This is a genomic window from Haloferax chudinovii (genome assembly GCF_042663345.1).
Taxonomy (GTDB): domain Archaea; phylum Halobacteriota; class Halobacteria; order Halobacteriales; family Haloferacaceae; genus Haloferax; species Haloferax chudinovii.
This window is the reverse complement of sequence record NZ_JBHTAB010000002.1, coordinates 24685-46424: the sequence shown is the minus strand read 5'-3', so window position 1 is coordinate 46424 and position 21740 is coordinate 24685. Positions and strand designations below refer to the sequence as shown.

Genomic DNA, 21740 nt, shown 5'->3' with positions numbered 1-21740 from the left:
TCGAGGGGCGGAACGCCATGCCGATAGTTTTTCCACCACCCGATACGCACGCCGGAACGTCATGTACATCATCGTCGTCGGCGCGGGCAACATCGGCACGCCGCTCATCGAAATCGCCACCGAGGGCGGCAACGAGGTCGTCGTCGTCGAGCGCGACGAGGTGAAAGCCGAGGCGGCCGCCGCGACGTTCGACTGTCTCGTCCTCAACGACGACGCCACGGTCAAACAGACGCTCGACGAGGCCGGCGCGGACCGCGCCGACGCCATCATCACGACGACCGACAAGGACGCGACAAACATCATGGTCTGTCTGTTGGCGAAGGAACTCGAGATCCCCGACATCGTCTCGGTCGTCCACAACCCCGAGCACATGAACCTCTACCGCCAAATCGGCGTCAACACGATGGAGAACCCCCAGCGGCTCATCGCGGAGTACCTCTACCGCGCGGTCAAACGCCCCTCCATCGTCGACTACATGCGCATCGGCGAGCACGCCGAAGTGTTCGAAATCCGCGTCGAGGAGGACGCGCCGATTACGGGAATGACGATTCAGGAGGCCGCACAGGAGAATCTCCTCGACGGGGACACCCTCATCGTCGCCGTCGAGCGCGAGGGCGACGACGACCCCGTGACCCCCCGCGGGAACACCGCTATCGGGTCGGGAGACCTCCTGACGGTCTACTCCGCGAAGGGTGCGACGCCCGAGGTGACTGACGTGTTCGGCCACTACGAGGACCACTGATGCCCCGCCGCGGACGAACCGTCTCGGGGTGGCCCGCCGACCTCGCGGTCATCGGCCGGGACGTGGGGTCGCTTCTCGTCATGGAGTCCGCCCTGATGACCGCCACGGTCCTCGTCGCGGTCGGCTTCCGCGAGTGGTACGCCGCGGTCGCGTTCCTCACCGCCGGGGGTGCGACGGCGTTCGTCGGACTGGGCGCGCGGAAGGCGTTCGCGAACGCCCCCGCGCCCCGGATGAAACACGGGATGATAATCGCCGCCGCGGGCTGGTTCGCCACCGCCGCGTTCGGGTCGCTCCCGTTTTTCCTCACGGCGCAGTTCGCCCCCCAGAGCGTCTTCACGGCGCTCGTCCCCGCCGGCGTCGACTACGCACAGTCGAGTCTCGTCTACTTCCGCGACCCGTTGCACGCCCTGTTCGAGAGCATGAGCGGCTGGACCGGAAGCGGCCTGACGATGGGCATCCACGAGCCGTCGCTCCCGCGGACGATTCAGTGGTGGCGCTCGCTCATCCAGTGGGTCGGCGGCGTGGGCGTCATCGTCCTCACCGTCTCCATCCTCTCGCGGCCCGGGAGCGGGAGCTACGCCCTGTACCGCGGCGAGGCCAGAGAGGAGAAGATTCACCCGAGCGTCGTCTCGACGGTCCGGACCGTCTGGAAGATTTTCCTCGGTTACACGCTCCTGTCGGTGGCCGCCCTCTTCGTCGCCATTCGCGCCAGCGACTACGGGGCCGCGCTCCCGCTGTGGGAGGTCGCGTGGCAGGCGCTCAACCACGCGATGACGGGGCTTTCGACCGGCGGATTCGCCGTCACCGACGGCTCTATCGGCACGTATAACTCGCCGCTCATCGAGACGGTGTTGCTCCCCGTGATGGCGCTGGGCGCAATCGCCTTCCCCGTCCACTACGCCATCCTGAAACACCGCGATATCGACCGCCTCTGGAGCGACCTCCAGACGCGCTGGCTCTTGGTCCTCTTCGCGGTCGGCGCGGTCGCCCTCGCCGTCCAGAACCTCGTCAGCCTCCCGGCGACCGCGGGCACGGCGTTCGTCGAGACCGCCGACTACTTCGGACTCGCCGGCGTCGTCGGCGGACCGGAGTCGGACGCCGTCCGCGACGCCGCGTTCCACTGGGTGAGCGCGCTCACCTGCACCGGCTTTCAGGCCGCGCCGCTCGGCGAGTGGTCCGACGGCGGGAAGGTTCTCCTGTCGGGGGCGATGACGCTCGGCGGGGCCGCGGGGTCGACCGTCGGCGGCATCAAAATCATCCGCGGCTACACCGTCTCCCGCGGCATCCGCTGGCAGTTCTCCCGCGTCTTCCTCCCCGAGAGCGCGGTCGTCAACATCGAGATAAACGGCCGTCGACTCTCGCGGACCGAGATGGACCGCGAGTTCTCCGAGGCGGCTATCGTCTCGATGCTCTGGGTGGTGCTCCTCGTCGGGTCGAGCGTTCTCCTCGTGAACCTCGCCGGGCCGGAGTTCACCTACGCCGACGCGCTGTTCGAAGTCGCGTCCGCACAGGGGAACGTCGGCATCTCGACGGGCATCACCGGCCCGTGGATGAACCCGTGGGCCGAGGCGATGTTCCTGTTTAACATGTGGATTGGCCGCCTCGAAATCATCCCGGTGTTGGTGTTCGCCCGGTCGGCCATCTACGGGGTGAACCCCTGAAGGGCCGCCGAACCGGTGTTTCGCGCCCCGACGCTACCGCCGCCAGTACTCCGGCGTGAAGATGACTAACACGGGGAGAATCTCCAGTCGGCCCACCCACATGAGAAGCACCATGTACAGTTTCGAGCCGTTGGAGAAGTCGAGATAGCTCCCCATCGGGCCGGCGACGCCGAAGCCCGGCCCGACGTTCCCGAGGGTCGCGGCGACGGCGCTCATGGTTTCGAGGATGCTCACGTCGAAGCCGATGCGCGCGGCGTCGAGGTGGAGCAGGCCCGTCGAGACGAAAAACAACACGAGATACAGGAGCGTGAAGGCGTAGATGCCGCGGATGGCCCGCTCGTCGACCGCGCGCCCCGCGAGCCTGACGGGGCGGACCGCCTCGGGGTGGGCCGTCGTGAACAGCTCTCGGCGGAGCGACTTCACGATGACGTACCAGCGGACGATTTTGACCGCGCCGCCGGTCGACCCGCCGGAGCCCCCGATGAACATCGCGAACAGCAGGGCGTACTGCGCCGGCGCGCTCCACGCGTTGAAGTCGATGCTGGCGTAGCCCGTCGTCGTGACGATGGAGACGACCTGAAACACCGACTGGCGAACCGCCGGCTCGACGTTGCCGATGATGGCCGTGCGGATGCCTTCGAGGTAGAGCTGGTCGTACGTCTCGCCCGCCGGCGCGACGGACATGAGTCCGTCACCGAAGAAGAGAACTCCGGCGAGAATGGCCGAGACGACGCCGATAACGCCGAGGTAAGACTTGAACTCGGTGTCGCGGAACAGCCGCTTCGGGTCGCCCGTGAGGACGTGCCAGAAGAGCGCGAAGTTGGTCCCGGCGGCGACCATGAAGGGGACGACGACCCACTGCGCGGCCGCCGAGAAGGCCTCGATACTCCGGGCCTCCGGCGAGAACCCGCCGGTCGGCATCGTCGTCAGCCCGTGGGCGATAGCGTTGTACACGTCCATGTTCGGGGCGTCGCCGGTGACGTACAGGCCGTAGAGGAGGACGATTTCGAGGACGGTCAGACCGAGGTACGCGCCCCAGAGCGCGCGGGCCGTCTCGGCGATGCGCGGGGTGAGTTTCTCGATGCCGGGGCCGGGTGCCTCGGCGTCCATCAGCTGTGCGCCGCCGACGGAGAGTTCGGGGAGGATGGCGACCGCGAGGACGACGATACCCATCCCGCCGAGCCACTGGGTGAGCTGTCGCCACATCATGATGCCGCGGGTGTGGGAGTTAAACGAGATGTCGCCGAGCACCGTCGCCCCGGTCGTGGTGAAGCCGCTCATCGTCTCGAACAGCGCGTTCACCGGGTTGCCGAGCGTCGATTCGGGGTGGATGGGCGACGCGGCGAAGGGGACGCCGTGGGCCTCGATGAGAAACGGTATCGCACCGACTATCGTGACCGCTAACCACGTCACCGCGACCATCAAGAAGCCCTCGCGGGTACCGATATCGGGCTCGTCGGCGAGCCGTTCGAGCGCCGTGCCGACGAGGACCGTGACGGCCATGGTGACGACGAACGGGAGCACCGACTCGCCGTAGTACAGCGCGACCACGAGCGGGAAGCAAAGCGGGACCGCGAGATATTTCAGGACGGTCCCCACGAGACGCAGGCTGGCTCTGTAATCGACCCGCAATTTCATCCGTGGACTAACGTACCGAACGCCGGGTTCTTCCGTGTTCGGGTTCGCAGTCGGCGCGCGACAGCGTGACGCGGGGGGCTCGGCCGCCGAACGGGGTCGAACGGAGACGAACGGAGTTAACGGGGTGACCGTACGCCGGCCGCCCGGCTCACAGGTTCGGGGTCACGTCGTCGATGACAGAGCTATCGACGAAGACGACGACGTGGTCGCCGGGTTCGATGACGGTGTCGCCGCGGGGGGTGATGAGCTCGCGGCGGCGGGTTATCGCGCCGATGACGACGCCTTCGGGAAGCGACGCGACCGACTCCCGAATCGGCTTGCCGGCGAGGACGCTGTCGGTGTCGACCTCGATTTCCAGCACCTCGGCCTTGTTCGACTCGATGAGCGCGACGTTCTCCGCACCGCCCTCGCGGGTGAACCGGGTTATCTCTTCTGCGACGACCTCGCGGGGGCTGACGCCCACGTCGACGCCGACGGCCTCGAACAGCTCCACGTAGGGCGTCGTGTCGATGACGGCGACGGTGCGCTCGACGCCGAGTCGAGCGGCGAGAAGCGACACGAGCAGGTTCTTCTCGTCGGAGTCGAGCGCCGCCACGAGCAGGTCGGCGTCACCGATGTACTCGCGTTCGAGGAAGTCCACGTCGGTGGCGTCGCTCTCCATCACGATGGTTCCGGGGAGCATCTCCGCGAGCTCGCGGGCGCGTTCCGCGTCGTGTTCGATGAGTCTGGGCTTGAAGCCGCGCTCTTCGAGCAGGCGGGCGACGTGGTAGCCGATTTCGCTCCCGCCGACGATGACGACCTCCTCGGCGGTACCCGGGGGCTCGTCCGGCGAGACGGAGCTCGCGAACCCCTGAACGCTCTTGGGACTGCCGATGACGACGACGCGGTCGCCCGGCTCGATGACGGAGTCGCCGCGGGGAATCGTCACCTCGCCGTCGCGGAGGATGGCCGCGAACGTCAGCGAGTCGAAGCGGTCGGCCTCGCTCACGGTCTGGTTGGCGACGGGGCTCTCCTCGCCGACTTCGAACTCCGCCATCTGGACCTGTCCGCCGGCGAAGGGGTCCACGTCGCGCGCGGCGGGAAGGCCGACGACGCGGACGATGGACTCCGCGGCGAGCAGGTTCGTACAGACCATGAAGTCGATGCCGAACGCCTTCTCCGAGCGCTGCCACGTCCGGAGGTACTCCGTGTTCTTGACGCGGGCGATGGTGAAGGCGTTCGAGATGGCCTTGGCGGTCGCGCAGGCGACGATGTTCGTCTCGTCGTCGTCGGTCGAGGCGATGACCATGTCGGCGCGCTCCACGCCGGCCTCTTCGAGCGTGTCCACGGACGTGCCGTCGCCGTGGAGCGCGAGCACGTCGAGCGAGTAGTTCAGTTCGTCGACGCGCTCCGGGTCGCAGTCGATGACGACGACCTCGTGGGTCTCGTCGAGGTCGGCCGCGATGGACGACCCGACCTGTCCGGCACCGATGATTATCACGCGCACCAGAGACCAGCCCCTATCATACCCCTGTGTTGGTCCGCGGGCGCGTATGTGCATTTCCCTTCAGGAATCGCCCACGAAACGCCGCTCACGGCCCCGGTTTCGCGTGTATCGTGAGTTCAACACGCCGCGGCCGTCCCTCGATATCGGCGACGATTCGCTCGACGATTCGCTCCGCCTCCTTCTGGAGCACCGGCCGAACCTTGTCGATGACCCACCCGAGCGAGACGAACCGCGGGAGGTCGATATCGCCGGCGGAGACGCTGTCTGGGTCGTACTCGACCTCGAAGAAGACGCGGCAGGCGGCGTCGGCGTCAGCGGGGGCCTCGGCCGGCAGGTCGTCGAGCTTCTCGACCCGCCAGCGGCCGACGGCGTGTACGTCCTTGGTGATGGTCCAGTCGATTCGCGTCGGCGGGGTGACGTCGGTCACCTTCGACTCGGCGGTGTAGGTGAGCTTCCACCACGAGAAGTACAGGGCGTACCGCGTCCCCGGCGACCCGTCGCCCGACTGTCGCACGTCCCGCAGATGCTTCGAGTAGTCGGCGTACCCCGGGAAATCGACGAGAAACTCGTATATCTCCTCGGGCGGCAGGTAGACGACGGTGCTGACGGCTATCTCGTCCACGAGCGTCGAATGGGGTCGGTGGGACCAAAGGCTTGTGGGCCGCGTCGGGCCCGCCCGCGGTGCCGACCCGGCGTCGCAATCGCAACCTATAATCGGTCGGTGCGCCGACATACAACCGATATGGTGGGGGGGACGCTTCGAGACATCAGAGCCGAGATTCGGGCTCTGTCGCGTTCCGACGGGGACTACGCAGTCGTGTGCGGCCGCACGGGAGCCGAGCCCCCGGCCGCGACGGGCCGACGGTTTCCGGACCGGCGCGCCGCCGGGGAGGCCGCGGAACTGACGCGGGACTACCGGGCGACGCTCCGGCGATACGACCCGAACATCCCGTACGACGACCCGCTCGTCTACGAGGTGTCCGAGGGGCCGCCGCGGGCGGCCACCGAGGCATCGTCGGACGAGTACGCCCGCTACAGCGCGTTCTGCCACGACACCGCGGGCGCGCTGTTCGAGTCGCTGTCGGAACTCGGCTACAGAGAGGCCGAGACCGCCGCGATGGAGACGTACCTCACGCTGGCCGAGGTCGTCGACGACCGCGACGATTTCTGTCTGACGCTGGTGTGGTGCCTGATGAGCGAACTGGACGTCCGCCTCTCGGCGGCCGAGCGGCGGGCGGTCGTCGAGGCGGCCGCGGACCTGTTTTGCCCGACTGCGACGCCGAACCCCGTGGACGCGACGCTTCGACATCTCGAAACCGTCGGCTTCGTCGAGGGCTTTTCGGTGCGTCCGATTCCCGACGCCGAGGCGGGCGGCGCGCGGGATGCGGACGCCGGACCCGCCGTTCGGACCGACGCCCGAACGGATGCTCGGACCGACGGCGACGACAGCTCTCGGACGTGGCAACTCACCTTCGGGGACTACGCGCTCGCGGAGCGCACCGGCCGGATTCCGACGCTTCCGATTGCCGTGGCCCTCCTCCGCCGGGCTCCGGAGCGAACCGTGCGCTTTCTCGACGGCGAGGCGCTTTCCGACGGCCGCTGGCGGCTCCGGGTCTGGATGTCGCCGAAAGGCGACGGCGGGCGAGAGCGCGGCTCCGCGGGGCTCGTCAGCGTCGAGGCGGTCGAGAACCGCTGGCTCAACGATACCGGCGCGTCGACGCGGCCGTAGCGCGACGGGCACCGCGGAGTTCGGCAGAGTTCGGCCACATCCGTACGGTTTTACTCGCCGCCGAGCTATCGCACGACATGAGCGAAACGACTCCACGAGACGCGCTCGTCGTCGGCGGCGGCGTCGCGGGCCTCACCGCCGCGACGTTCCTCGCGCGCGCCGACCTCGACGCCCTCGTCGTCAACGACGGCGAGCCAATCGTGCGACGGAACGCCCACCTCGAGAACGTCCCCGGCTTCCCGGCTGGCGTCAACAGCCGACTGTTCACCGACCTGCTAGCCGAGCAGGCCGACCGAAACGGCGCGGACCGACTGGCGGGTCGCGTGACCGACCTCGACGTGCTCGGCGACGACGGGGACCCGCTGTTCCGCGCGACCGTCGAGACCGACGACGGCGAGAAACGCGTCGAGGCGTCGCGGGTCGTCGCGGCCTCGTGGTCCGACGCGTCGTATCTCGAAGACACGGGCGTCGACCTCCGGGTCGCCGGCTCGAAGACCTACGTCGACGTGGACGACCTCGGGCGGACGGCCGTCCCCGGCATCTACGCCGCGGGGCGGCTGACCGAGATTTACCACCAGGCGGTCGTCGCCGCCGGCGACGCCGCGGAGACGGCCATCACGCTCGTCCACGACTCGGGGACGGCGTTCTACAACGACTGGGTCACGCCGACCGGCTACTTCACCGACCGCGGCCGCGAGGTGCCGCCGGCCTGCGAGGAGATAGACGCCGACGAGCGCGACCGCCGCGAGCGTGAGTCCCGCGAGGTCATGCGGGAGTTCTTCGCCGAACCGCACGACGAGCCCCAGCGCACCCACCCGAGCCTCGTCGACGACGAACTCGGGCGACTCGACGAGTAACCGACACCGATTCGCGCGGGTGCGGCCCGAGACCACCCCACGTGGACGCGAATCCTTTTAACCGGTAGCGGGCGCAGAGACGAGTGAATGCTCGAAGGTGTGAACGTCGCGCTCGGGGTGACGGGAAGTATCGCGGCCGTGAAAGTCGTCGAGTTAGCGCACGAACTCCGCCGCCGAGGCGCGTCGGTCCGCGCGGTGATGACCGACGCCGCGACGGGAATCGTCCACCCGTGGGCGGTCGAGTTCGCCACCGACGACGACGTGGTGACCGAGATTACCGGCCGCGTCGAACACGTCGAACTCTGCGGCCGCGACGGCTGGGCCGACGTGTTCCTCGTCGCGCCCGCGACGGCCAACACGGTCGGCAAGATAGCCGCCGCCATCGACGACTCCCCCGTGACGACCACCGCGACCACCGCCCTCGGCGCGGGCGTCCCGGTCGTCGTCGCGCCCGCGATGCACGAGCCCATGTACGACCACCCCGGCGTCCTCGACGCCATCGAGCGGGTGCGGTCGTGGGGCGTCGAGTTCGTCGACCCGCGCATCGAGGAGGGGAAGGCGAAAATCGCCACCGAGGAGGCCATCGTCACCGGCGTGGCGAACGCGACGACAGAACAGACGCTCGCCGGAAAATCCGTCGTCGTCACCGCCGGCGCGACGACCGAGTCCATCGACCCAATCCGAACCCTCTCGAACCGCGCCTCCGGTCGCACGGGCCGCGCCGTCGCCCGCGCGCTCGCGATTCGCGGCGCGGACGTGACGCTCGTCCACGACGGCGACGACGTCCACTACGCCGACGTGCTGGCCGTCGAGTCGGCCGCCGAGATGGTGGAGGCCGTCGAGGCCGCGGTCGACGCCGACGCCGACGCGCTCGTCTCCGCGGCCGCCATCTCCGATTTCACCGTCGAGGCGGCCGACGAGAAGATTCGCTCCGGCGAGGCGCGCACGCTCGACCTCGAACCCGCGCCGAAGCTCATTGACACCGTCCGCGAGTCACATCCGGACCTCGCCATCGTCGGCTTCAAGGCCGAGACGACGGGTGACGACGAGGCGATGGTCGGCGAGGCCCGCCGCATCATGGACCGCGTCGGCCTCGCCTTTGTCGTCGCCAACGACGCCTCCGTGATGGGCGCGGACGAGACCCGCGCGCTCGTCGTCCGCGCCGACGAGACGAGCGAGTACGTCGGGTCGAAAGACGGACTCGGCGCTCGCGTCGCTGTCGAACTAGCCGGCGAGTTCGAAAAATAAGAACTCGGGCGGGGGTCAGTCGTCGCCGCGTGCGGCGTCGGCGTCGGTGCCATCCGCACCGTCGGCGTCGACCGACGTGGGCTGTCTCGGCCACGTGACCCCGTCGAGGAACGGGACGCCCATGCGCTGGGCGGCCTGCGAAATCATGTGCGCGCCCGTCGGCGCGGTGAGGAACAGGAACACCACCGTGACGAGCGCCATCAGTCCGTCGCCGTTGGGCAGGTAGTACACTGTCGCGGCGAGCGCGATGGACGCCGCCCCCAGCGTGGTCGCCTTCGAGGTGGCGTGCATCCGGTTGTAGACGTTGGGGAACCGGAGCAGGCCGATGGTCCCGACGACGAGGAAGAAACTCCCCACGAGCGTCAGGAGGATGACGAGCGCCGCGCGAACGGGACCGGCCGTCGCGGCGGCCGCGGTTTCTGCGGCGGTCATTCGATGATGTCCCCCTCCGTGACGTACCGAGCCACGGTAATCGTGCTGATGAAGCCGATGATGGCGAGCACGAGGCTCACGCCGACGAAGTAGCCCTGTTGGCTCCAGATGGCGTACAGCGCCGCGATGGCGACGACGTTCGTCCCGATGGTGTCGAGCGCGACGACGCGGTCGGGCACCGTCGGCCCGCGGATGACGCGGTAGCTCACGAGGAGCGTCAGCCCCGCGGCGAGCGCGAGGCCGGCGAAGAGGACGGTGTCCATCCACGCGAGGTACGCGGGCTCAGCCATGTTGCTCACCTCCCGGCGCGGCGGCGGGCGCGTCGCCGCCGTCCGCGGGGCGAACCCCGGCCTGCGGCGCGGGGTCGCCCGGTTTCAGTTCCTCGTCGAAGATGATGAGCGCGTAGTCCTCCCAGCGGCGGATGGGTTCGAGGATGCCGTCGAGGTCGCTCCCGTCGATGCTGTGCACGTACAGCGAGTTGGTTTCGTCGTCGTAGTCCATGGTCAGCGTCCCCGGAGTGAGGGTGATACTGTTCGCGATAGTCGTGATGGCGAGCGGCGTCCGCACGCGGAGCGGCACTTCGACCACGGCGGGGTCGATGGGCATCGACGGCGACAGCGTCCGCACCGCCACGTCGACGTTGGCCGTGAGGAGTTCCCAGAGGAACGTCGCGAGGTACAGCGCCGCGTAGGGCGCGACGCGGAGGCTCCGCGTGACGGGCGCTTCGTCGCCGTAGAACCGCCGGAAGAAGAAGGCGATGCCCATCCCGACGCCGAGGCCGATGATGAACTCCTCCAGCAGGCGCTGGGGCGTCAGTTCGACGCCGCGGACGAACAGCCAGAGGACGGCCAAGACGAGCCCCGAAACCGGCCAGCGGCGGCTCATCAGTGGCCACCCCCGCCGGATTCGAAGCCGACGCCCGGACCGTGCATCACGGCGTCGACGTAGCCGTTCGTATCGAGGGCGGCGCGGGCCGCGGCGTCCGCGGCACCGAACAGCGCCTCGAAGCCGATACCGAAGCCGATGGCGGCGACCGCGAGCGCGACGACGACGGTCACCTGCGTGGTGAGTTCGAGCCGTTTGAGGCCGCCGTCACCGCCGTCGGTCATCGCCGCGTCGCCGGAGCCGACAGACCAGCGCTCGGGGAGCGCGGCGTCGACGAGGTCGCTCGGGCGACCCCAGAACACCGCGTTCCACGCGCGGGTGTAGTAGGCGATGGTCAAGATAGCGCCGGCGAGCGCGACCGCGAGCGCGAGTCCCGCGCCGGCCGCGCCCGCGGCGAACGCCTCCGCGGCCGCTTGGAAGACGAGGTACTTCCCGAAGAAGCCCGAAAGCGGCGGGACGCCGATGAGCGTCAGCGCGCCGAGCAGGAAGCCGGCCGCGAGCACCGGCGCTCTGTCGGCGAGGCCGCCGAGGTCGGAGAGCCGGTCGCTCCCGACGGCGTCTTTGAGCGTGCCGCTCGCGAGGAACAGCAGGCTCTTGACGATGCCGTGGTTGAACGCGTAGACCAGCGCGGCGGTCACGCCGAGCGCCCGAACCGCCTCGGACGGCGCGGTCGCGGCCACCGCCAGCGGGAGGACGATAAAGCCCACCTGACTGATAGAGGAGTACGCGAGGATGCCGTCCACGTCGTCGCGACCGACCGCGCCGATGCCGCCGAGGACGATGCTGACCGCGGCCATGGCGAACATGACCGGGCCGAAGAAGCCGAGGAACGACTCCCCGGTGATGCCGAGGAAGTCGAGGTCGATGGACGCCGCGGCGAAGATAGTGAAGTAGAGCCGAACGATGGCGTAGACGCCGACCTTCTTTACGACGCCGGCGAGCATCGCGGTCACCGGCGACGGCGCGGCGCGGTAGGCCGCGGGCACCCAGAACTGGAAGGGCGCGAGGCCGGCTTTCAGCGCGAACACCGAGAACAGCACCGCCGACAGGCCGAGCACCGGCAGGACGGAGACCTCGTAGGCACCGGGCGAGGCCAGTCGCCGGGCGATGTCGGCCATGTTGAGCGTCCCGGTTGTGCTGTAGATACCGCCGATGGCGACGAGCATCACCGCGCTCCCGATGAGGTTGAGCACGACGTAGTTGAGCGCCGCGCGGGTGTGCTCGCGACCGGAGTAAAACAGCACGAGGATGTAGCTCGACATGAGCATCACCTCGAACCAGACGAACAGGTTGAACACGTCGCCGGTGAGGAACGAGCCGGTGACGCCGACCACCATGAAGTGGAACAGCGTGTGGTAGCTGAGACGCTGGCCGAACGAGCCGACCGACGCGATGGAGTAGCCGAGCGTCAGAAGCGACACGAAGCCGGTGAGCGCCAGCATGAACACCGACAGGGCGTCGGCGACGAGCGTGATACCGAACGGCGCGCCCCAGTTCGAGACCTGATAGACGAGCGTGGTCGACTCGCCGCCGAGCGGCAGGACCACGGCGTCGAACAGGGCGGCGACGGCGACGAGGTAGGCGACGCCGCCGAGCAGGCTGACCGTCCGTTGGAGTATGTCACTCGGGCGCGTGAGAAGCGTCAAGATTGCCGTCACGAGCGCCACGAGGAGCGGTGCGATGACGAGCGTGCTCATCTGCTCCCTCCGAGTTCGTACATGTCGATTGTGCCGTGTTCCTCGTACACCCGGTAGGTCAAGACGAGCGCGAGGGCGGTCGTCCCGAAGCCGATGACGATGGCGGTGAGGACGAGCGCCTGCACGATGGGGTCCGAGGGTGCGGGACCGCTCGCGCCGTGGCCCGAGAGGATGGGCGCGAGCCCGTCGAACCCGCCCATGGTGACGAGGTAGACGTTGGCCGATTGGCTGATGATGCTGATACCCCAGACGACGCGAACCACGTCGCGTCGGAGCACGAGGTACGTGCCGATGCTGAACAGGACGCCGAGCGTGGCGGCGAGGAAGAACTGAATCATTCGTTACCGACCTCCGCGACGATGGTGAGCAGGCCGCCGACGACGGCGAAGAAGACGCCGAGGTCGAAGGCGAACGCGCTCGCGACTTCGAGTTCGCCGTAGAGGGGGAGGTGCTCCACGAAGAGCACGCCCTGCGTCAGGAACGGCGCGCCGAACGCGAGCGGGGCGAGGCTGGACGCCACGGCGATTGCGAGGCCGAGCGAGGCCATCCAGCGGTAGGTCTCGACGAGTCGGTGTTGCTCCGAGCCGTCGGGTTTGATGGCGAGCACCTCCCGCTGGATGAACTCCAGCCCGAAGATGATGTAGACGAGCGCGAACGCGGCGGCCGCGAGGACGGCCCCGATGAAGCCCCCGCCGGGGAGGTTGTGTCCGCGGAACAGGAGGGCGATGGCCGTCACCAGGATGATGGGGACGACGATGCGCGCGACGGTCCGCGAGATGACGGTCGTCCGACCGGACGAGCCGTTCATTGGCTCTCACCTCGCGTTCGCATGCGAATCAGCGTCAGGATGGCGAGCGACGCCATCACGACGACCGAAATCTCGCCCATGGTGTCGAACCCACGGAAGTCGACGAGGATGACGTTGACGATGTTCGACCCGCCGCCGTAGTCCGCGAAGAACGGCCCGTGTTCCGCCGGGACGCCCGCCCGGGAGACGAAGAACTCCTGTAAGCGCGGGTCGGGCGAGGCGTTCGTCGACAGCAACACGGTGAGGAACACCGTGCCGCCGACGGCGAGCGATAGCAGGCCGTCGCGGACGGAGACGAGTCGGTCCGGCGCGTCGCCGTAGAACGCCGGCAGGCGGTCCAAGACGAGCAGGAAGATGACCAACACCAGCGTCTCGACGACCAACTGGGTCAACGCGAGGTCGGGCGCGTCCGCGAGGATGTAGAAGATGGCGACCATGAAGCCGACGATAGACAGCGTCAGGACCCCGGCCACGTGCGACGGCGCGACGTCGACCGCGAACGCGGCGACGAGCGCGACGAGGAGCACGAGCACGATGGGTATCGACACGCTGAGTTCGTCGAAGCCGGGCAGGGAGACGCCGGCGGCGGCGTAGCCGCCGAGCGCGAGCGCGACGAAGCCGAAGAGTCCCCACGTCGTGTAGGTGCGCAGGAGGCCGGTCTGAATCTTCGGCGTGACGGCGACGCTCGTCGTCGTCAGCCCCTCGACGAAGTTATCGTACCACCAGTTCGCGCGGACGGGACCGCGCAGGGCCGCGTTGATGGCGTCGTGGATGCGGTCGTAGAACGGGAAGGCGGCCGCACCGACGGCGATGGTGACGATACTCATAATCACGTACGGGGTCAGTTCGGTCGGGAAGTGGACCGAAAAGGAGTGCGCCTCGCCGGGGACGACGCTCCCGAACACGTCGCCGATGAGCCCCTCGATGAAGAGGTTCGGCTGTGCGGAGATGGCGAGGACGAGCGCACCGAGAATCGCCGGCGGGACGAGCATGGCCACCGGTGGGCGGTGGACGTGGCCCAGTCCGTCGGGTTCGTCGCCGAAGAACAGCGAGGCGAACTTGATGGAGTAGAGGAACGTGAAGACGCTCCCGAACACCGCGACGACCGGGAAGACCCACGCGACGCCGCCCATGTGTTCGGCGGCGTAGTACGTCGATTCGAACAGCAGTTCCTTCGAGTAGAAGCCGTTGAACGGCGGGACCCCGGCCATCGACAGCGACGCGACGACCGCGATGACTGCCGTCACGGGCAGGTGTTTTCGGAGCCCGCCGAGGCGGTCGATGTTCCGCGTGCCGGCCTCGTGGGCGATGATGCCCGCGACCATGAACAGCGCGGCCTTGAAGCTCGCGTGGTTCAGGATGTGGAACGCGCCGGCCTCCGCGCCGTAGCTGTTGGCGAAGCCGAAGGCGGCGATGATGAGGCCGAGGTGCGAGGCCGTCGAGTACGCGAGCAGTTCCTTGATGTCGGTCGCGCTCACCGCGAGCATGGCCGCGACGGTCATCGTCAGCAGGCCGAGCACGGCGAAGATGAGCGTCCACTCGCCGAGCACCGCCGCGTCCTCGGGGAGGAAAAGCGGGCGGAATCGGCCGACGAGGTAGACGCCGGCTTTGACCATCGTCGCGGAGTGGAGGAACGCCGAGACCGGCGTCGGAGCCTCCATCGCGTTGGGAAGCCACACGTGGAACGGCACCTGTGCGGACTTCGTCGCCGCGCCGAGACCGACGAAGACGAGCACGGGAACGAGCAGGCCGGAGGTCGTCAGAACCTCGCGAATCGCGTCCGCGTGCTCGACCAAAAGCGGGATGCTGTAGGTCGTTCCCTCGATGGCTCCCGTCTGGCCGGACGCCCAAACGAGAAGCAGGAAGCCGACCAGCATGAACAGGCCGCCGGAGACGGTGATGAGCATCGACTTCCGGGCGGCGTACTGAGACGCTTCCTCGCCGGTGTAGTGGCCGATGAGGATGAACGACGAGAGGCTCGTCAGCTCCCAGAAGACGAACAGGGCGACGAGGTCGCCCGCGAGGGCGACGCCGAGCATCGAACCCATGAACGCCAACAGGGTCGCGTAGTATTTCGCCTGGCCCGGTTCGCCGTGCATGTATCCTCCCGAATACGTGAGGATGAGCACGCCGACGCCGCTGGCGAGGAAGGCGATGAGAAGCGCCAACCCGTCTACGTGAAACGCCAGCGAGATTCCGAGCGAGGGAATCCAGTCGAACGACACGGTTCCGTGCGCCCCCGCGAGATACTGGTCCGTCACGAGGCCGAGCGTGACCAGCGCGACGGCGGCCGCGAAGTACGCCGTGCGCTCACCCAAGACCCGATACACTACCGGGGTGAACGCCGCGGCGAGAAACGGCAAGAAGACGACCGCGAGGACGACTTCCGGTGTGGGTTGCACGGGGGAAATTGCGGGAAGCGCCGACTTAGGTGTTGTCAAACCCGTTGGTTGTCCGGTCCCGAAATGGGACGGTCGGTCGGTTTATTCTCGGATTTCTCAGCTTCATGATTTTTACGTGAGGGCGGAATTTATATCCTCAGACGACCATACTACGTCTTAGAGTACATTCAGCCGTTCGAGAATATTTGTCGCGCCGGCAGGTGATTCGTCCGCGCGCGACTCGGTCGGCGCTGTGCTCACGCGTCGCGGCGGTCGTCTGACTGGCGAGCGTCGCGACTCCACCGCGTCGTCTGTGAGGGAGGCGGTCCCGCTGTCAGCCGTCTTCGTCCGCACGCGAGGTGTCCACATCAGAGATACACTTGTCATAGTCATCGGAATCCCCGATTCGGCCCTCTGGTGCCCCGCTCGACCGCGCTGAAGGCGGTCGCTGTCGCAGGGGCGCAACTACTTTATACGCTCATTCGGAGGCTTTCATCAGAGATGGACGGACGTGCGTCGAGCGACGAACTCCTGGATATACTCGGAGACACCGAGTCCAGGGCACTGCTCGTGGCGCTCCGCCGCGAGTCCCGCACCGCCAAGGAGCTCGGTGAGACGCTCGACCTCTCGCTTCCGACCGTGTACCGGCGGCTCGACCGGCTGTGCGAGTGCGGGCTCGTCAGTTCGGCGACCGAGGTCCGCGACGACGGCACGCACCGCCGCCGCTACGACTGCGACTTCGGCGAGGCGGTCGTCTCGCTTTCGGTCGAGGGGTTCCGGACCGAGGTCCGCTCGACGCCCGCGTTCTCGAGCGAGCGAGCCGAGTCCGGAATCGACTGACGACCGACCGTCCGCCTCCGTGGCTGTCGCGTCCGTTGCGGCCTGTCGAGCCCCGCTTCGCTGTCGTTTCTCTCCGCACCGGGTGCTAAACGACGTCTGACCCGGACTGAAAACCGGTTTTTCAACGCGAGAAATTCCACCTCTACATTTATAGCAACAACTGACAATCTGAAATTCATGACACGTCCAGGCGCGCGCTCCGGGCAGGGAGACGCGCAGCGTCAGGGCAGGGGGGGAAACGAATGATAATCGACCCGTCACGGATGGTATCGGTCAACGGACCGGGACCCGACAGCGAGGTCGCGATGGACGCGCTCCGGGGGACTGCGAAGGGGGCAGTCTCACTGGTCGCCGTCTACGGTGCGACGGCGTTCGACCTGTTTCACGTCGGCGAAACCGTCCGAGCGGACTTCGGGAGCCGCGACGAACTCGTGGCGCACCTGAGTTCGCTCGCCGAGGAGACTCGGCGCGAGTTCATGGAACGCGGGCTGTTCTCCGGGCTGAGCCCAGTACAGAACAGCGTCGAGTACCGCTTCGAGGAACGCGACGGCTACGGCGTGTTGCAGGTCTACTGCGGCGGCCGCGGCATGTTGCTTTTCGTCGAACCCGACGAGAGCGTCGAGCCGCTCGTGAAGACCGCGTCACAGCTTCTCGGCGGGGTGTAACCGCCTCTTCGAAGCGCCGCACTCCGGCCCGTGAATCAGGGCTGGACCGAGAGCGGCCGCGCTCGTCGCCGTCTATCACACGAGAGGAGATACCGTACGGCGTGGGTCGACGTGTCCGAGAGCCTTCGAACCGCCACATTTTATGCCTAACCGGGGAAACGAGCGTCATGGACCAGTTGCGGCAGTCCCTTCTCGACGCGCCGATCATCGAAAAAGGAGACTACGAGTACTTCGTTCACCCCATCAGCGACGGCGTTCCGATGCTGAAGCCGGGGCTCCTCCGCGAGATCGTCATCAAAATCATCCGCAAGGCGAACCTCGAAAACGTCGACAAAATCGTCACGCCCGCGGCGATGGGCATCCACATCTCGACGGCCGTCTCGCTGATGACGGACATCCCGCTCGTCGTCATCCGCAAGCGCGAGTACGGCCTCGACGGCGAGGTGTCGCTCCACCAGCAGACGGGCTACTCCGAGGGCGACATGTTCATCAACGACGTCAACGAGGGCGACCGCGTCCTCGTCCTCGACGACGTGCTCTCGACCGGCGGCACGATGAAGGCCGTCCTCGACGCCCTCGACCACATCGGCGCGGACGTCGTCGACACCGTCGCCATCATCAAGAAGGCCGGCCCGAACGAGCTCGACGACTCGGAACACCACGTCAAGACGCTCATCAACGTGACCGTCGAAGACGGCGAAGTCGTCGTCGTCGACGAGCACGGCGACGACTGACCTGACACCGACGCGGCCGCGGCGTCATGGCCGCGGCGTCATGGCCGCATCGCCTTCTCTCGCGGATTTCCGCCTCCGCGGGGCCTTTTTGTGCCCGGACCGTACTCGGGAGCGATGACATCGGCGCTTTTCATCGTCAGCGAAGACGGCTACTGGGGCGAAGAGTGCATCGAGCCGCTTACGAGCTTGACCGACGCCGGCGTGGACGTGACCGTTGCGACGCCGACGGGCGGCGTGCCGGTCGTCGACGAGCGCTCTGTCGACCCCGACGAGGTCGGCGAGGAACTCGCAGAGCGCGTCGTCGACGTCCACGAGAACGACGAGCGACTGCAGAACCCGGAACCGATCGCGCGGGTCGACGCTGACGAGTACGACGCCGTGGTGTTCCCCGGCGGTCACGGGACCGCGTGGGACGTAAACCAGGACCGACACGCCCGACAGGCGCTCCTGCAGGCGGTCGCCGGCGACGACTCGAAGGCGCTCGTCGTCTGCCACGCGGTCGGCATCTTCGGGTTCACCCGCGAGGCCGACGGCTCGTTCCTCGTCGAGGGCCGCGAGGTCACCGGCTTCCCCAACGAGTGGGAAGAGGGCATCGTCGACGACGACGACCTGATGCCCGACGGCCGGAAGCTTCCCTACTGGGTCGAAGACGAGGTGAAGGCCGCCGGCGGCGTCTGGGACGCCGAACTCGACAGCGACACGAGCGTCACCGTCGACGGCGATCTCATCACCGCGCGCGGCCCCGGCTCGTCGGCCGCGGCGGCCCAGACGCTCTTGGACGAGTTAGACGCGAACTAGTCGGACCTATCCGGGCGGCACCCCCGCCGCAGGAGAACGTTTTTTCGTCGCTCGGTCGTCCGAACCGGTGTGGAACTCGCAACGCTCTCGCTCGAACCCGGTGAACGGTTGAGCGGGTCAGAACTCAACTCGCGGTTCGACCGCGGAATGACGGGACGGGGCATCGAGATCTGTTACGACGACGACGACCAACGGTATCTCCGTCTCTTTTCGAGCGACACCGGGCCGTACGGCGACGACGTAACCGGCGGCGAGTTCACGTACATCGGAGAGGGACAGACCGGTGACCAGACGCTCACCGGCGGAAACAAGTTTCTCTCGCGGGCGAAACGCCACCCGTTACCGATATTCTTCTTCCATCGGGAATCTGGGGAGGCCGACTGGGAGTACCAAGGGCAAGTCGAAGTCGTCGATTTCGCGTGCGGCCCGTTCGAAGGCGACGACAGGGATGTCTATCGATTCGTGCTCCGCCGCCGTCACGAGACGCGGGAGCGAGTCGACGACGAGGAAGCCGCGGCAGACCTCACGCCCGCGGAACGCACCGAGACGACGCGGAGCCGAATCATTCGAAACACGGCGCTCGCGACCGAGTTGAAAGCGCGGTACTCCCACACGTGCCAAGTCTGTGGGGAGCGTCGTCGCCGAGGGGTGCACGACGGATACGCCGAAGCGCATCACCTCAGACCGCTCGGTCGGCCTCACGACGGCCCGGACGTCGAGGCGAACCTCCTCGTCCTCTGTCCCGACCACCACGCGGACTTCGACTACGGCATGATAGCGGTCGACCCCGAGACGCACACCATCGCTCACGCCTACGAGCGCGAGGTAGACGGCGCTTCGCTCTCTGTTCGCGAGGACCACGACCTCGGTTCCGCGTTTCTCGACTACCACAACCGAACCATCGCGTCGTTTTGACCGGTCCCGTTATTCGATTTTGAACACGGCCTCTTCGATGCCCTCGCTTCGGCACTCCGGGCACCGCGAGGGGTAGTTCACGGGGTCGTCGAAGGCGTTGAAGCCGCAGTGTTCGCACTCCGGCGGTGCGACGAGGAACTGCTCGCCGTCCTCCCCGTGGACCGTTTGGGCGACGTGTTGGAGGTGGCCGTACACCGACGACACCGAGACGCCGACGCTCGCCGAGAGTTCGGAGGCTGTCGCGGGGGCGTCGCGGAGGGCGTCGGCGATGCGCTGGCGGGCCGTCGTGTCGGACTCCCGTGCTGTCATACCGCTGGGTTGGGAGTCGAAGGGAAAATCCCTTGCGCCGCCTCCCGCCCAGAAATGTCAGCAATATAGAGAGGATGCAAAAAGGCCTTGTCCACGTGGTGGGATTTGAGGATATGAAGGCAGTCGTCCTTGCCGGTGGGTACGCGACGCGTCTGTGGCCGATTACCAAACACCGACCCAAGATGTTCTTGCCGGTCGGTGACAAGACGGTCATCGACACCATCTTCGAAGACTTGGAGGCCGACGACCGGGTCTCCGAGGTGTTCGTGAGCACGAACGAGCGCTTCGCCGGCGCGTTCGAGGAGTACATCAACGAATCGTCGTTCGAAAAGCCGACGCTGTCGGTCGAAGACACGAGCGAAGAAGACGAGAAGTTCGGCGTCGTCGGCGCGCTCGCCCAACTCATCGACCGCGAGGAGGTCGACGAGGACCTCGTCGTCATCGCGGGCGACAACCTCATCAGCTTCGACGTGGGCGACTTCGTGGACTTCTTCTACGAGAAGAACGCGCCGTGTCTCGCCGCCTACGACGTGGGCGACAAAGAGCGCGCGAAGGCCTACGGCCTCGTCGAACTCGACGGCGACCGCGTCATCAACTTCCAGGAGAAGCCCGAAGACCCGAAGAGCACGCTCGTCTCCATCGCCTGCTACGCCATCCCGGCGGGCGACCTCCCCAAGTTCGGCGAGTACCTCTCCGGCGACAACAACCCCGACGAACCCGGCTGGTTCATGCAGTGGCTCCAGCAGAACGGCGACCTGTTCGCCTACACGTTCGACGACGCGTGGTTCGACATCGGGACGCCCCAGAGCTATCTCGACGCCGTGGCGTGGTACCTCGGCGGCGAGAACTACATCCACGAGTCGGCGACGCTCACGAACACGGAGGTCGGCACCAACGTCCACGTCATGGCCGACGCGGTCATCGAGGACTCCGTTCTCGAAGAGTCCGTGGTCTTCCCCGGGGCAGTCATCCGAAACGCGGAGCTCAAGAACTCCATCGTCGACGAGGAGACCCACATCGAGAGCCTCGACCTCTCGAACGCCCTCATCGGGGCGCACTCGCGGTTGACGAACGGCCAGTAACACGGTTCCGCGGTCCGAGCCGCGGACGCGGGTTCTTTTTCTCAGCCGAGGGACGCGTCGGTGATGCGGAGCCTGCCGTGGGTTCCCTCCCACTCCGTTTCGTACTCCAGTTCGATGGGGCGGTCCATGTGCGGGCCGTCGGTGACGAGCGTCTCGAACTCGCCGCCCTCGCCGAGGATGTGGACGCCGTACCGCTCGTTGAGCGTCTCCAGTTCGTCGAGCGCGTCGGCGTCGAGCGTCCGACCGAGCCACGACTCGTCGAGGCCGTGGGCCGCGACCTGGATGATGGTGATTTCGAAGCCCGCCGCGAGCATGGCGTCGCCGAGTTCGCGGGGGTCTTCCTGCCACAGCGGGGCGAACAGGTCGATTCCGAGGCGGTCGCACATCGCCTGAATCCGGTCGGTCTGGAACTCGCTTTCGATGGCCCCGGCGGTGACGCCCGCGAGGTCGAACTCGGTTTGGAGCTCCGACAGCGCCGCTTCGAGGGGTTCGAGTTCGGCGTCGCCCTGTGCGCCGGAGTCGGCGGCGTCGGTCGCTTCGAGGTCTCCGGGGTGGACCTCCACGAGCTCGATGCCGGTGCTCTCGGCGGCGAGCGCGGCGAGATCGGTCGCCGGGACGTGGTACATATACGAGTCGTCGCTGGGGTGGACGGTCAGGAGGCGGGTGACGTTCAACCCCTCTTCGAGCGCGCGGTAGAGCGCCCACGAGGAGTCTTTTCCGCCGGAGAAGAGGCTGACCCACTCGGCTGTCATGGAGGAGATAGCGTGTTGGGGAAGATAGGCGCTACGGTGTTCGCGCGGTCCACCCGCGTCTGCGTGACTGGCGTGAGGCTA

23 protein-coding genes are annotated in these 21740 nt (G+C 67.3%); 11 read left to right on the top strand and 12 right to left on the bottom strand.

What is annotated here, in order from left to right; all coding sequences use genetic code 11:
• The first annotated feature begins 61 nt into the window (after nucleotides 1-61).
• Nucleotides 62-742: a potassium channel family protein gene (locus ACFQI8_RS04410; protein ID WP_390243042.1), complete on the top strand. Its 681-nt coding sequence runs from the start codon at nucleotides 62-64 to the stop codon at nucleotides 740-742.
• Nucleotides 742-2403: a TrkH family potassium uptake protein gene (locus ACFQI8_RS04405; RefSeq protein WP_390243040.1), complete on the top strand. Its 1662-nt coding sequence runs from the start codon at nucleotides 742-744 to the stop codon at nucleotides 2401-2403. The genes ACFQI8_RS04410 and ACFQI8_RS04405 overlap by 1 nt, the downstream gene beginning before the upstream one ends.
• Nucleotides 2404-2436: 33 nt before the next feature.
• On the opposite strand, the gene ACFQI8_RS04400 is transcribed toward ACFQI8_RS04405, so the two are convergent.
• The 3 genes from ACFQI8_RS04400 to ACFQI8_RS04390 all read right to left on the bottom strand — a co-directional run bounded on the left by ACFQI8_RS04400 (nucleotide 2437) and on the right by ACFQI8_RS04390 (nucleotide 6149).
• On the bottom strand, nucleotides 2437-4041 hold the full coding sequence (locus ACFQI8_RS04400) for a TrkH family potassium uptake protein (protein WP_390243038.1): 1605 nt from the start codon (nucleotides 4039-4041) through the stop codon (nucleotides 2437-2439).
• A 148-nt stretch (nucleotides 4042-4189) separates the two neighbouring features.
• Entirely contained in the window at nucleotides 4190-5527 is a 1338-nt protein-coding gene (trkA, locus tag ACFQI8_RS04395) for a Trk system potassium transporter TrkA (RefSeq protein ID WP_390243036.1), read from the bottom strand.
• 85 nt (nucleotides 5528-5612) lie between these two features.
• Nucleotides 5613-6149, bottom strand: coding sequence for an SRPBCC family protein (locus tag ACFQI8_RS04390; protein ID WP_390243034.1), 537 nt, complete (start codon nucleotides 6147-6149; stop codon nucleotides 5613-5615).
• 120 nt (nucleotides 6150-6269) lie between these two features.
• On the opposite strand from ACFQI8_RS04390, the gene ACFQI8_RS04385 reads away from it, so the two are divergent.
• The 3 genes from ACFQI8_RS04385 to coaBC all read left to right on the top strand — a co-directional run bounded on the left by ACFQI8_RS04385 (nucleotide 6270) and on the right by coaBC (nucleotide 9361).
• Nucleotides 6270-7256, top strand: a complete 987-nt coding sequence (locus ACFQI8_RS04385; protein WP_390243032.1) for a DUF7551 domain-containing protein — start codon at nucleotides 6270-6272, stop codon at nucleotides 7254-7256.
• Between the two features lie 77 nt (nucleotides 7257-7333).
• Nucleotides 7334-8113, top strand: a complete 780-nt coding sequence (locus ACFQI8_RS04380) for an FAD-dependent oxidoreductase (protein ID WP_390243030.1) — start codon at nucleotides 7334-7336, stop codon at nucleotides 8111-8113.
• Between the two features lie 87 nt (nucleotides 8114-8200).
• Entirely contained in the window at nucleotides 8201-9361 is a 1161-nt protein-coding gene (gene coaBC / locus ACFQI8_RS04375; protein WP_390243028.1) for a bifunctional phosphopantothenoylcysteine decarboxylase/phosphopantothenate--cysteine ligase CoaBC, read from the top strand.
• A gap of 15 nt (nucleotides 9362-9376) precedes the next feature.
• Here coaBC and mnhG read toward each other — a convergent pair whose 3' ends face one another.
• From mnhG to mbhE, 7 genes are read right to left on the bottom strand one after another with little or no spacing between them, the layout of a single operon-like run.
• Complete coding sequence (gene mnhG, locus ACFQI8_RS04370) at nucleotides 9377-9793, bottom strand: monovalent cation/H(+) antiporter subunit G (RefSeq protein WP_390243026.1); 417 nt, start codon at nucleotides 9791-9793, stop codon at nucleotides 9377-9379.
• Nucleotides 9790-10083 carry an MrpF/PhaF family protein gene (locus ACFQI8_RS04365; RefSeq protein WP_004970953.1) on the bottom strand — a complete coding sequence of 98 codons (294 nt, stop codon included), beginning with the start codon at nucleotides 10081-10083 and terminating at the stop codon, nucleotides 9790-9792. The genes mnhG and ACFQI8_RS04365 overlap by 4 nt, the downstream gene beginning before the upstream one ends.
• Entirely contained in the window at nucleotides 10076-10678 is a 603-nt protein-coding gene (locus ACFQI8_RS04360) for a Na+/H+ antiporter subunit E (RefSeq protein WP_390243023.1), read from the bottom strand. Before ACFQI8_RS04360 ends, ACFQI8_RS04365 begins: the two co-directional genes overlap by 8 nt.
• Nucleotides 10678-12375 carry a complex I subunit 5 family protein gene (locus ACFQI8_RS04355; RefSeq protein WP_390243022.1) on the bottom strand — a complete coding sequence of 566 codons (1698 nt, stop codon included), beginning with the start codon at nucleotides 12373-12375 and terminating at the stop codon, nucleotides 10678-10680. Before ACFQI8_RS04355 ends, ACFQI8_RS04360 begins: the two co-directional genes overlap by 1 nt.
• Nucleotides 12372-12713, bottom strand: coding sequence for a sodium:proton antiporter (locus ACFQI8_RS04350; RefSeq protein WP_004970950.1), 342 nt, complete (start codon nucleotides 12711-12713; stop codon nucleotides 12372-12374). Before ACFQI8_RS04350 ends, ACFQI8_RS04355 begins: the two co-directional genes overlap by 4 nt.
• Nucleotides 12710-13183, bottom strand: a complete 474-nt coding sequence (locus ACFQI8_RS04345; protein ID WP_390243020.1) for an MnhB domain-containing protein — start codon at nucleotides 13181-13183, stop codon at nucleotides 12710-12712. Before ACFQI8_RS04345 ends, ACFQI8_RS04350 begins: the two co-directional genes overlap by 4 nt.
• Nucleotides 13180-15585 carry a hydrogen gas-evolving membrane-bound hydrogenase subunit E gene (mbhE, locus tag ACFQI8_RS04340; protein WP_390243019.1) on the bottom strand — a complete coding sequence of 802 codons (2406 nt, stop codon included), beginning with the start codon at nucleotides 15583-15585 and terminating at the stop codon, nucleotides 13180-13182. The genes ACFQI8_RS04345 and mbhE overlap by 4 nt, the downstream gene beginning before the upstream one ends.
• 480 nt (nucleotides 15586-16065) lie before the next feature.
• On the opposite strand from mbhE, the gene ACFQI8_RS04335 reads away from it, so the two are divergent.
• The 5 genes from ACFQI8_RS04335 (at nucleotide 16066) to ACFQI8_RS04315 (ending at nucleotide 19516) form a co-directional block, all read left to right on the top strand.
• Nucleotides 16066-16404 (top strand): MarR family transcriptional regulator, encoded by a 339-nt coding sequence (locus tag ACFQI8_RS04335; RefSeq protein ID WP_390243018.1) that lies wholly within the window; start codon nucleotides 16066-16068, stop codon nucleotides 16402-16404.
• A 263-nt stretch (nucleotides 16405-16667) separates the two neighbouring features.
• A complete protein-coding gene (locus ACFQI8_RS04330) occupies nucleotides 16668-17069 on the top strand; it encodes a hypothetical protein (RefSeq protein ID WP_390243742.1) in 402 nt (133 codons plus the stop codon).
• Nucleotides 17070-17236: 167 nt separating this feature from the next.
• Nucleotides 17237-17803: a hypoxanthine/guanine phosphoribosyltransferase gene (gene hpt / locus ACFQI8_RS04325; RefSeq protein WP_390243016.1), complete on the top strand. Its 567-nt coding sequence runs from the start codon at nucleotides 17237-17239 to the stop codon at nucleotides 17801-17803.
• Between the two features lie 114 nt (nucleotides 17804-17917).
• Nucleotides 17918-18601 (top strand): type 1 glutamine amidotransferase domain-containing protein, encoded by a 684-nt coding sequence (locus ACFQI8_RS04320; RefSeq protein WP_390243015.1) that lies wholly within the window; start codon nucleotides 17918-17920, stop codon nucleotides 18599-18601.
• Between the two features lie 69 nt (nucleotides 18602-18670).
• A complete protein-coding gene (locus tag ACFQI8_RS04315) occupies nucleotides 18671-19516 on the top strand; it encodes an HNH endonuclease (protein ID WP_390243013.1) in 846 nt (281 codons plus the stop codon).
• Nucleotides 19517-19525: 9 nt separating this feature from the next.
• On the opposite strand, the gene ACFQI8_RS04310 is transcribed toward ACFQI8_RS04315, so the two are convergent.
• On the bottom strand, nucleotides 19526-19825 hold the full coding sequence (locus ACFQI8_RS04310; protein WP_390243011.1) for a transcriptional regulator: 300 nt from the start codon (nucleotides 19823-19825) through the stop codon (nucleotides 19526-19528).
• 113 nt (nucleotides 19826-19938) lie between these two features.
• Here ACFQI8_RS04310 and ACFQI8_RS04305 point away from each other — a divergent pair, with 113 nt between their 5' ends.
• Nucleotides 19939-20907, top strand: a complete 969-nt coding sequence (locus ACFQI8_RS04305; RefSeq protein ID WP_390243009.1) for a sugar phosphate nucleotidyltransferase — start codon at nucleotides 19939-19941, stop codon at nucleotides 20905-20907.
• A 41-nt stretch (nucleotides 20908-20948) separates the two neighbouring features.
• Here the strand turns inward: ACFQI8_RS04305 and ACFQI8_RS04300 are convergent, their stop codons facing one another.
• Nucleotides 20949-21659, bottom strand: a complete 711-nt coding sequence (locus ACFQI8_RS04300) for a diphthine--ammonia ligase (protein WP_390243007.1) — start codon at nucleotides 21657-21659, stop codon at nucleotides 20949-20951.
• Between the last annotated feature and the right edge of the window lie 81 nt (nucleotides 21660-21740).

Excerpts from the sequence above, each read along its gene's own strand:
- ACFQI8_RS04410 (WP_390243042.1), top strand. The coding sequence starts at position 62 with ATGTACATCATCGTCGTCGGCGCGGGCAACATCGGCACGCCGCTCATC.
- ACFQI8_RS04405 (WP_390243040.1), top strand. The coding sequence starts at position 742 with ATGCCCCGCCGCGGACGAACCGTCTCGGGGTGGCCCGCCGACCTCGCG.
- ACFQI8_RS04400 (WP_390243038.1), bottom strand. The coding sequence starts at position 4,041 with ATGAAATTGCGGGTCGATTACAGAGCCAGCCTGCGTCTCGTGGGGACC.
- ACFQI8_RS04385 (WP_390243032.1), top strand. The coding sequence starts at position 6,270 with ATGGTGGGGGGGACGCTTCGAGACATCAGAGCCGAGATTCGGGCTCTG.
- ACFQI8_RS04380 (WP_390243030.1), top strand. The coding sequence starts at position 7,334 with ATGAGCGAAACGACTCCACGAGACGCGCTCGTCGTCGGCGGCGGCGTC.
- coaBC (WP_390243028.1), top strand. The coding sequence starts at position 8,201 with ATGCTCGAAGGTGTGAACGTCGCGCTCGGGGTGACGGGAAGTATCGCG.
- mnhG (WP_390243026.1), bottom strand. The coding sequence starts at position 9,793 with ATGACCGCCGCAGAAACCGCGGCCGCCGCGACGGCCGGTCCCGTTCGC.
- ACFQI8_RS04365 (WP_004970953.1), bottom strand. The coding sequence starts at position 10,083 with ATGGCTGAGCCCGCGTACCTCGCGTGGATGGACACCGTCCTCTTCGCC.
- ACFQI8_RS04360 (WP_390243023.1), bottom strand. The coding sequence starts at position 10,678 with ATGAGCCGCCGCTGGCCGGTTTCGGGGCTCGTCTTGGCCGTCCTCTGG.
- ACFQI8_RS04355 (WP_390243022.1), bottom strand. The coding sequence starts at position 12,375 with ATGAGCACGCTCGTCATCGCACCGCTCCTCGTGGCGCTCGTGACGGCA.
- ACFQI8_RS04350 (WP_004970950.1), bottom strand. The coding sequence starts at position 12,713 with ATGATTCAGTTCTTCCTCGCCGCCACGCTCGGCGTCCTGTTCAGCATC.
- ACFQI8_RS04345 (WP_390243020.1), bottom strand. The coding sequence starts at position 13,183 with ATGAACGGCTCGTCCGGTCGGACGACCGTCATCTCGCGGACCGTCGCG.
- ACFQI8_RS04335 (WP_390243018.1), top strand. The coding sequence starts at position 16,066 with ATGGACGGACGTGCGTCGAGCGACGAACTCCTGGATATACTCGGAGAC.
- ACFQI8_RS04330 (WP_390243742.1), top strand. The coding sequence starts at position 16,668 with ATGGTATCGGTCAACGGACCGGGACCCGACAGCGAGGTCGCGATGGAC.
- hpt (WP_390243016.1), top strand. The coding sequence starts at position 17,237 with ATGGACCAGTTGCGGCAGTCCCTTCTCGACGCGCCGATCATCGAAAAA.
- ACFQI8_RS04320 (WP_390243015.1), top strand. The coding sequence starts at position 17,918 with ATGACATCGGCGCTTTTCATCGTCAGCGAAGACGGCTACTGGGGCGAA.
- ACFQI8_RS04310 (WP_390243011.1), bottom strand. The coding sequence starts at position 19,825 with ATGACAGCACGGGAGTCCGACACGACGGCCCGCCAGCGCATCGCCGAC.
- ACFQI8_RS04305 (WP_390243009.1), top strand. The coding sequence starts at position 19,939 with ATGAAGGCAGTCGTCCTTGCCGGTGGGTACGCGACGCGTCTGTGGCCG.
- ACFQI8_RS04300 (WP_390243007.1), bottom strand. The coding sequence starts at position 21,659 with ATGACAGCCGAGTGGGTCAGCCTCTTCTCCGGCGGAAAAGACTCCTCG.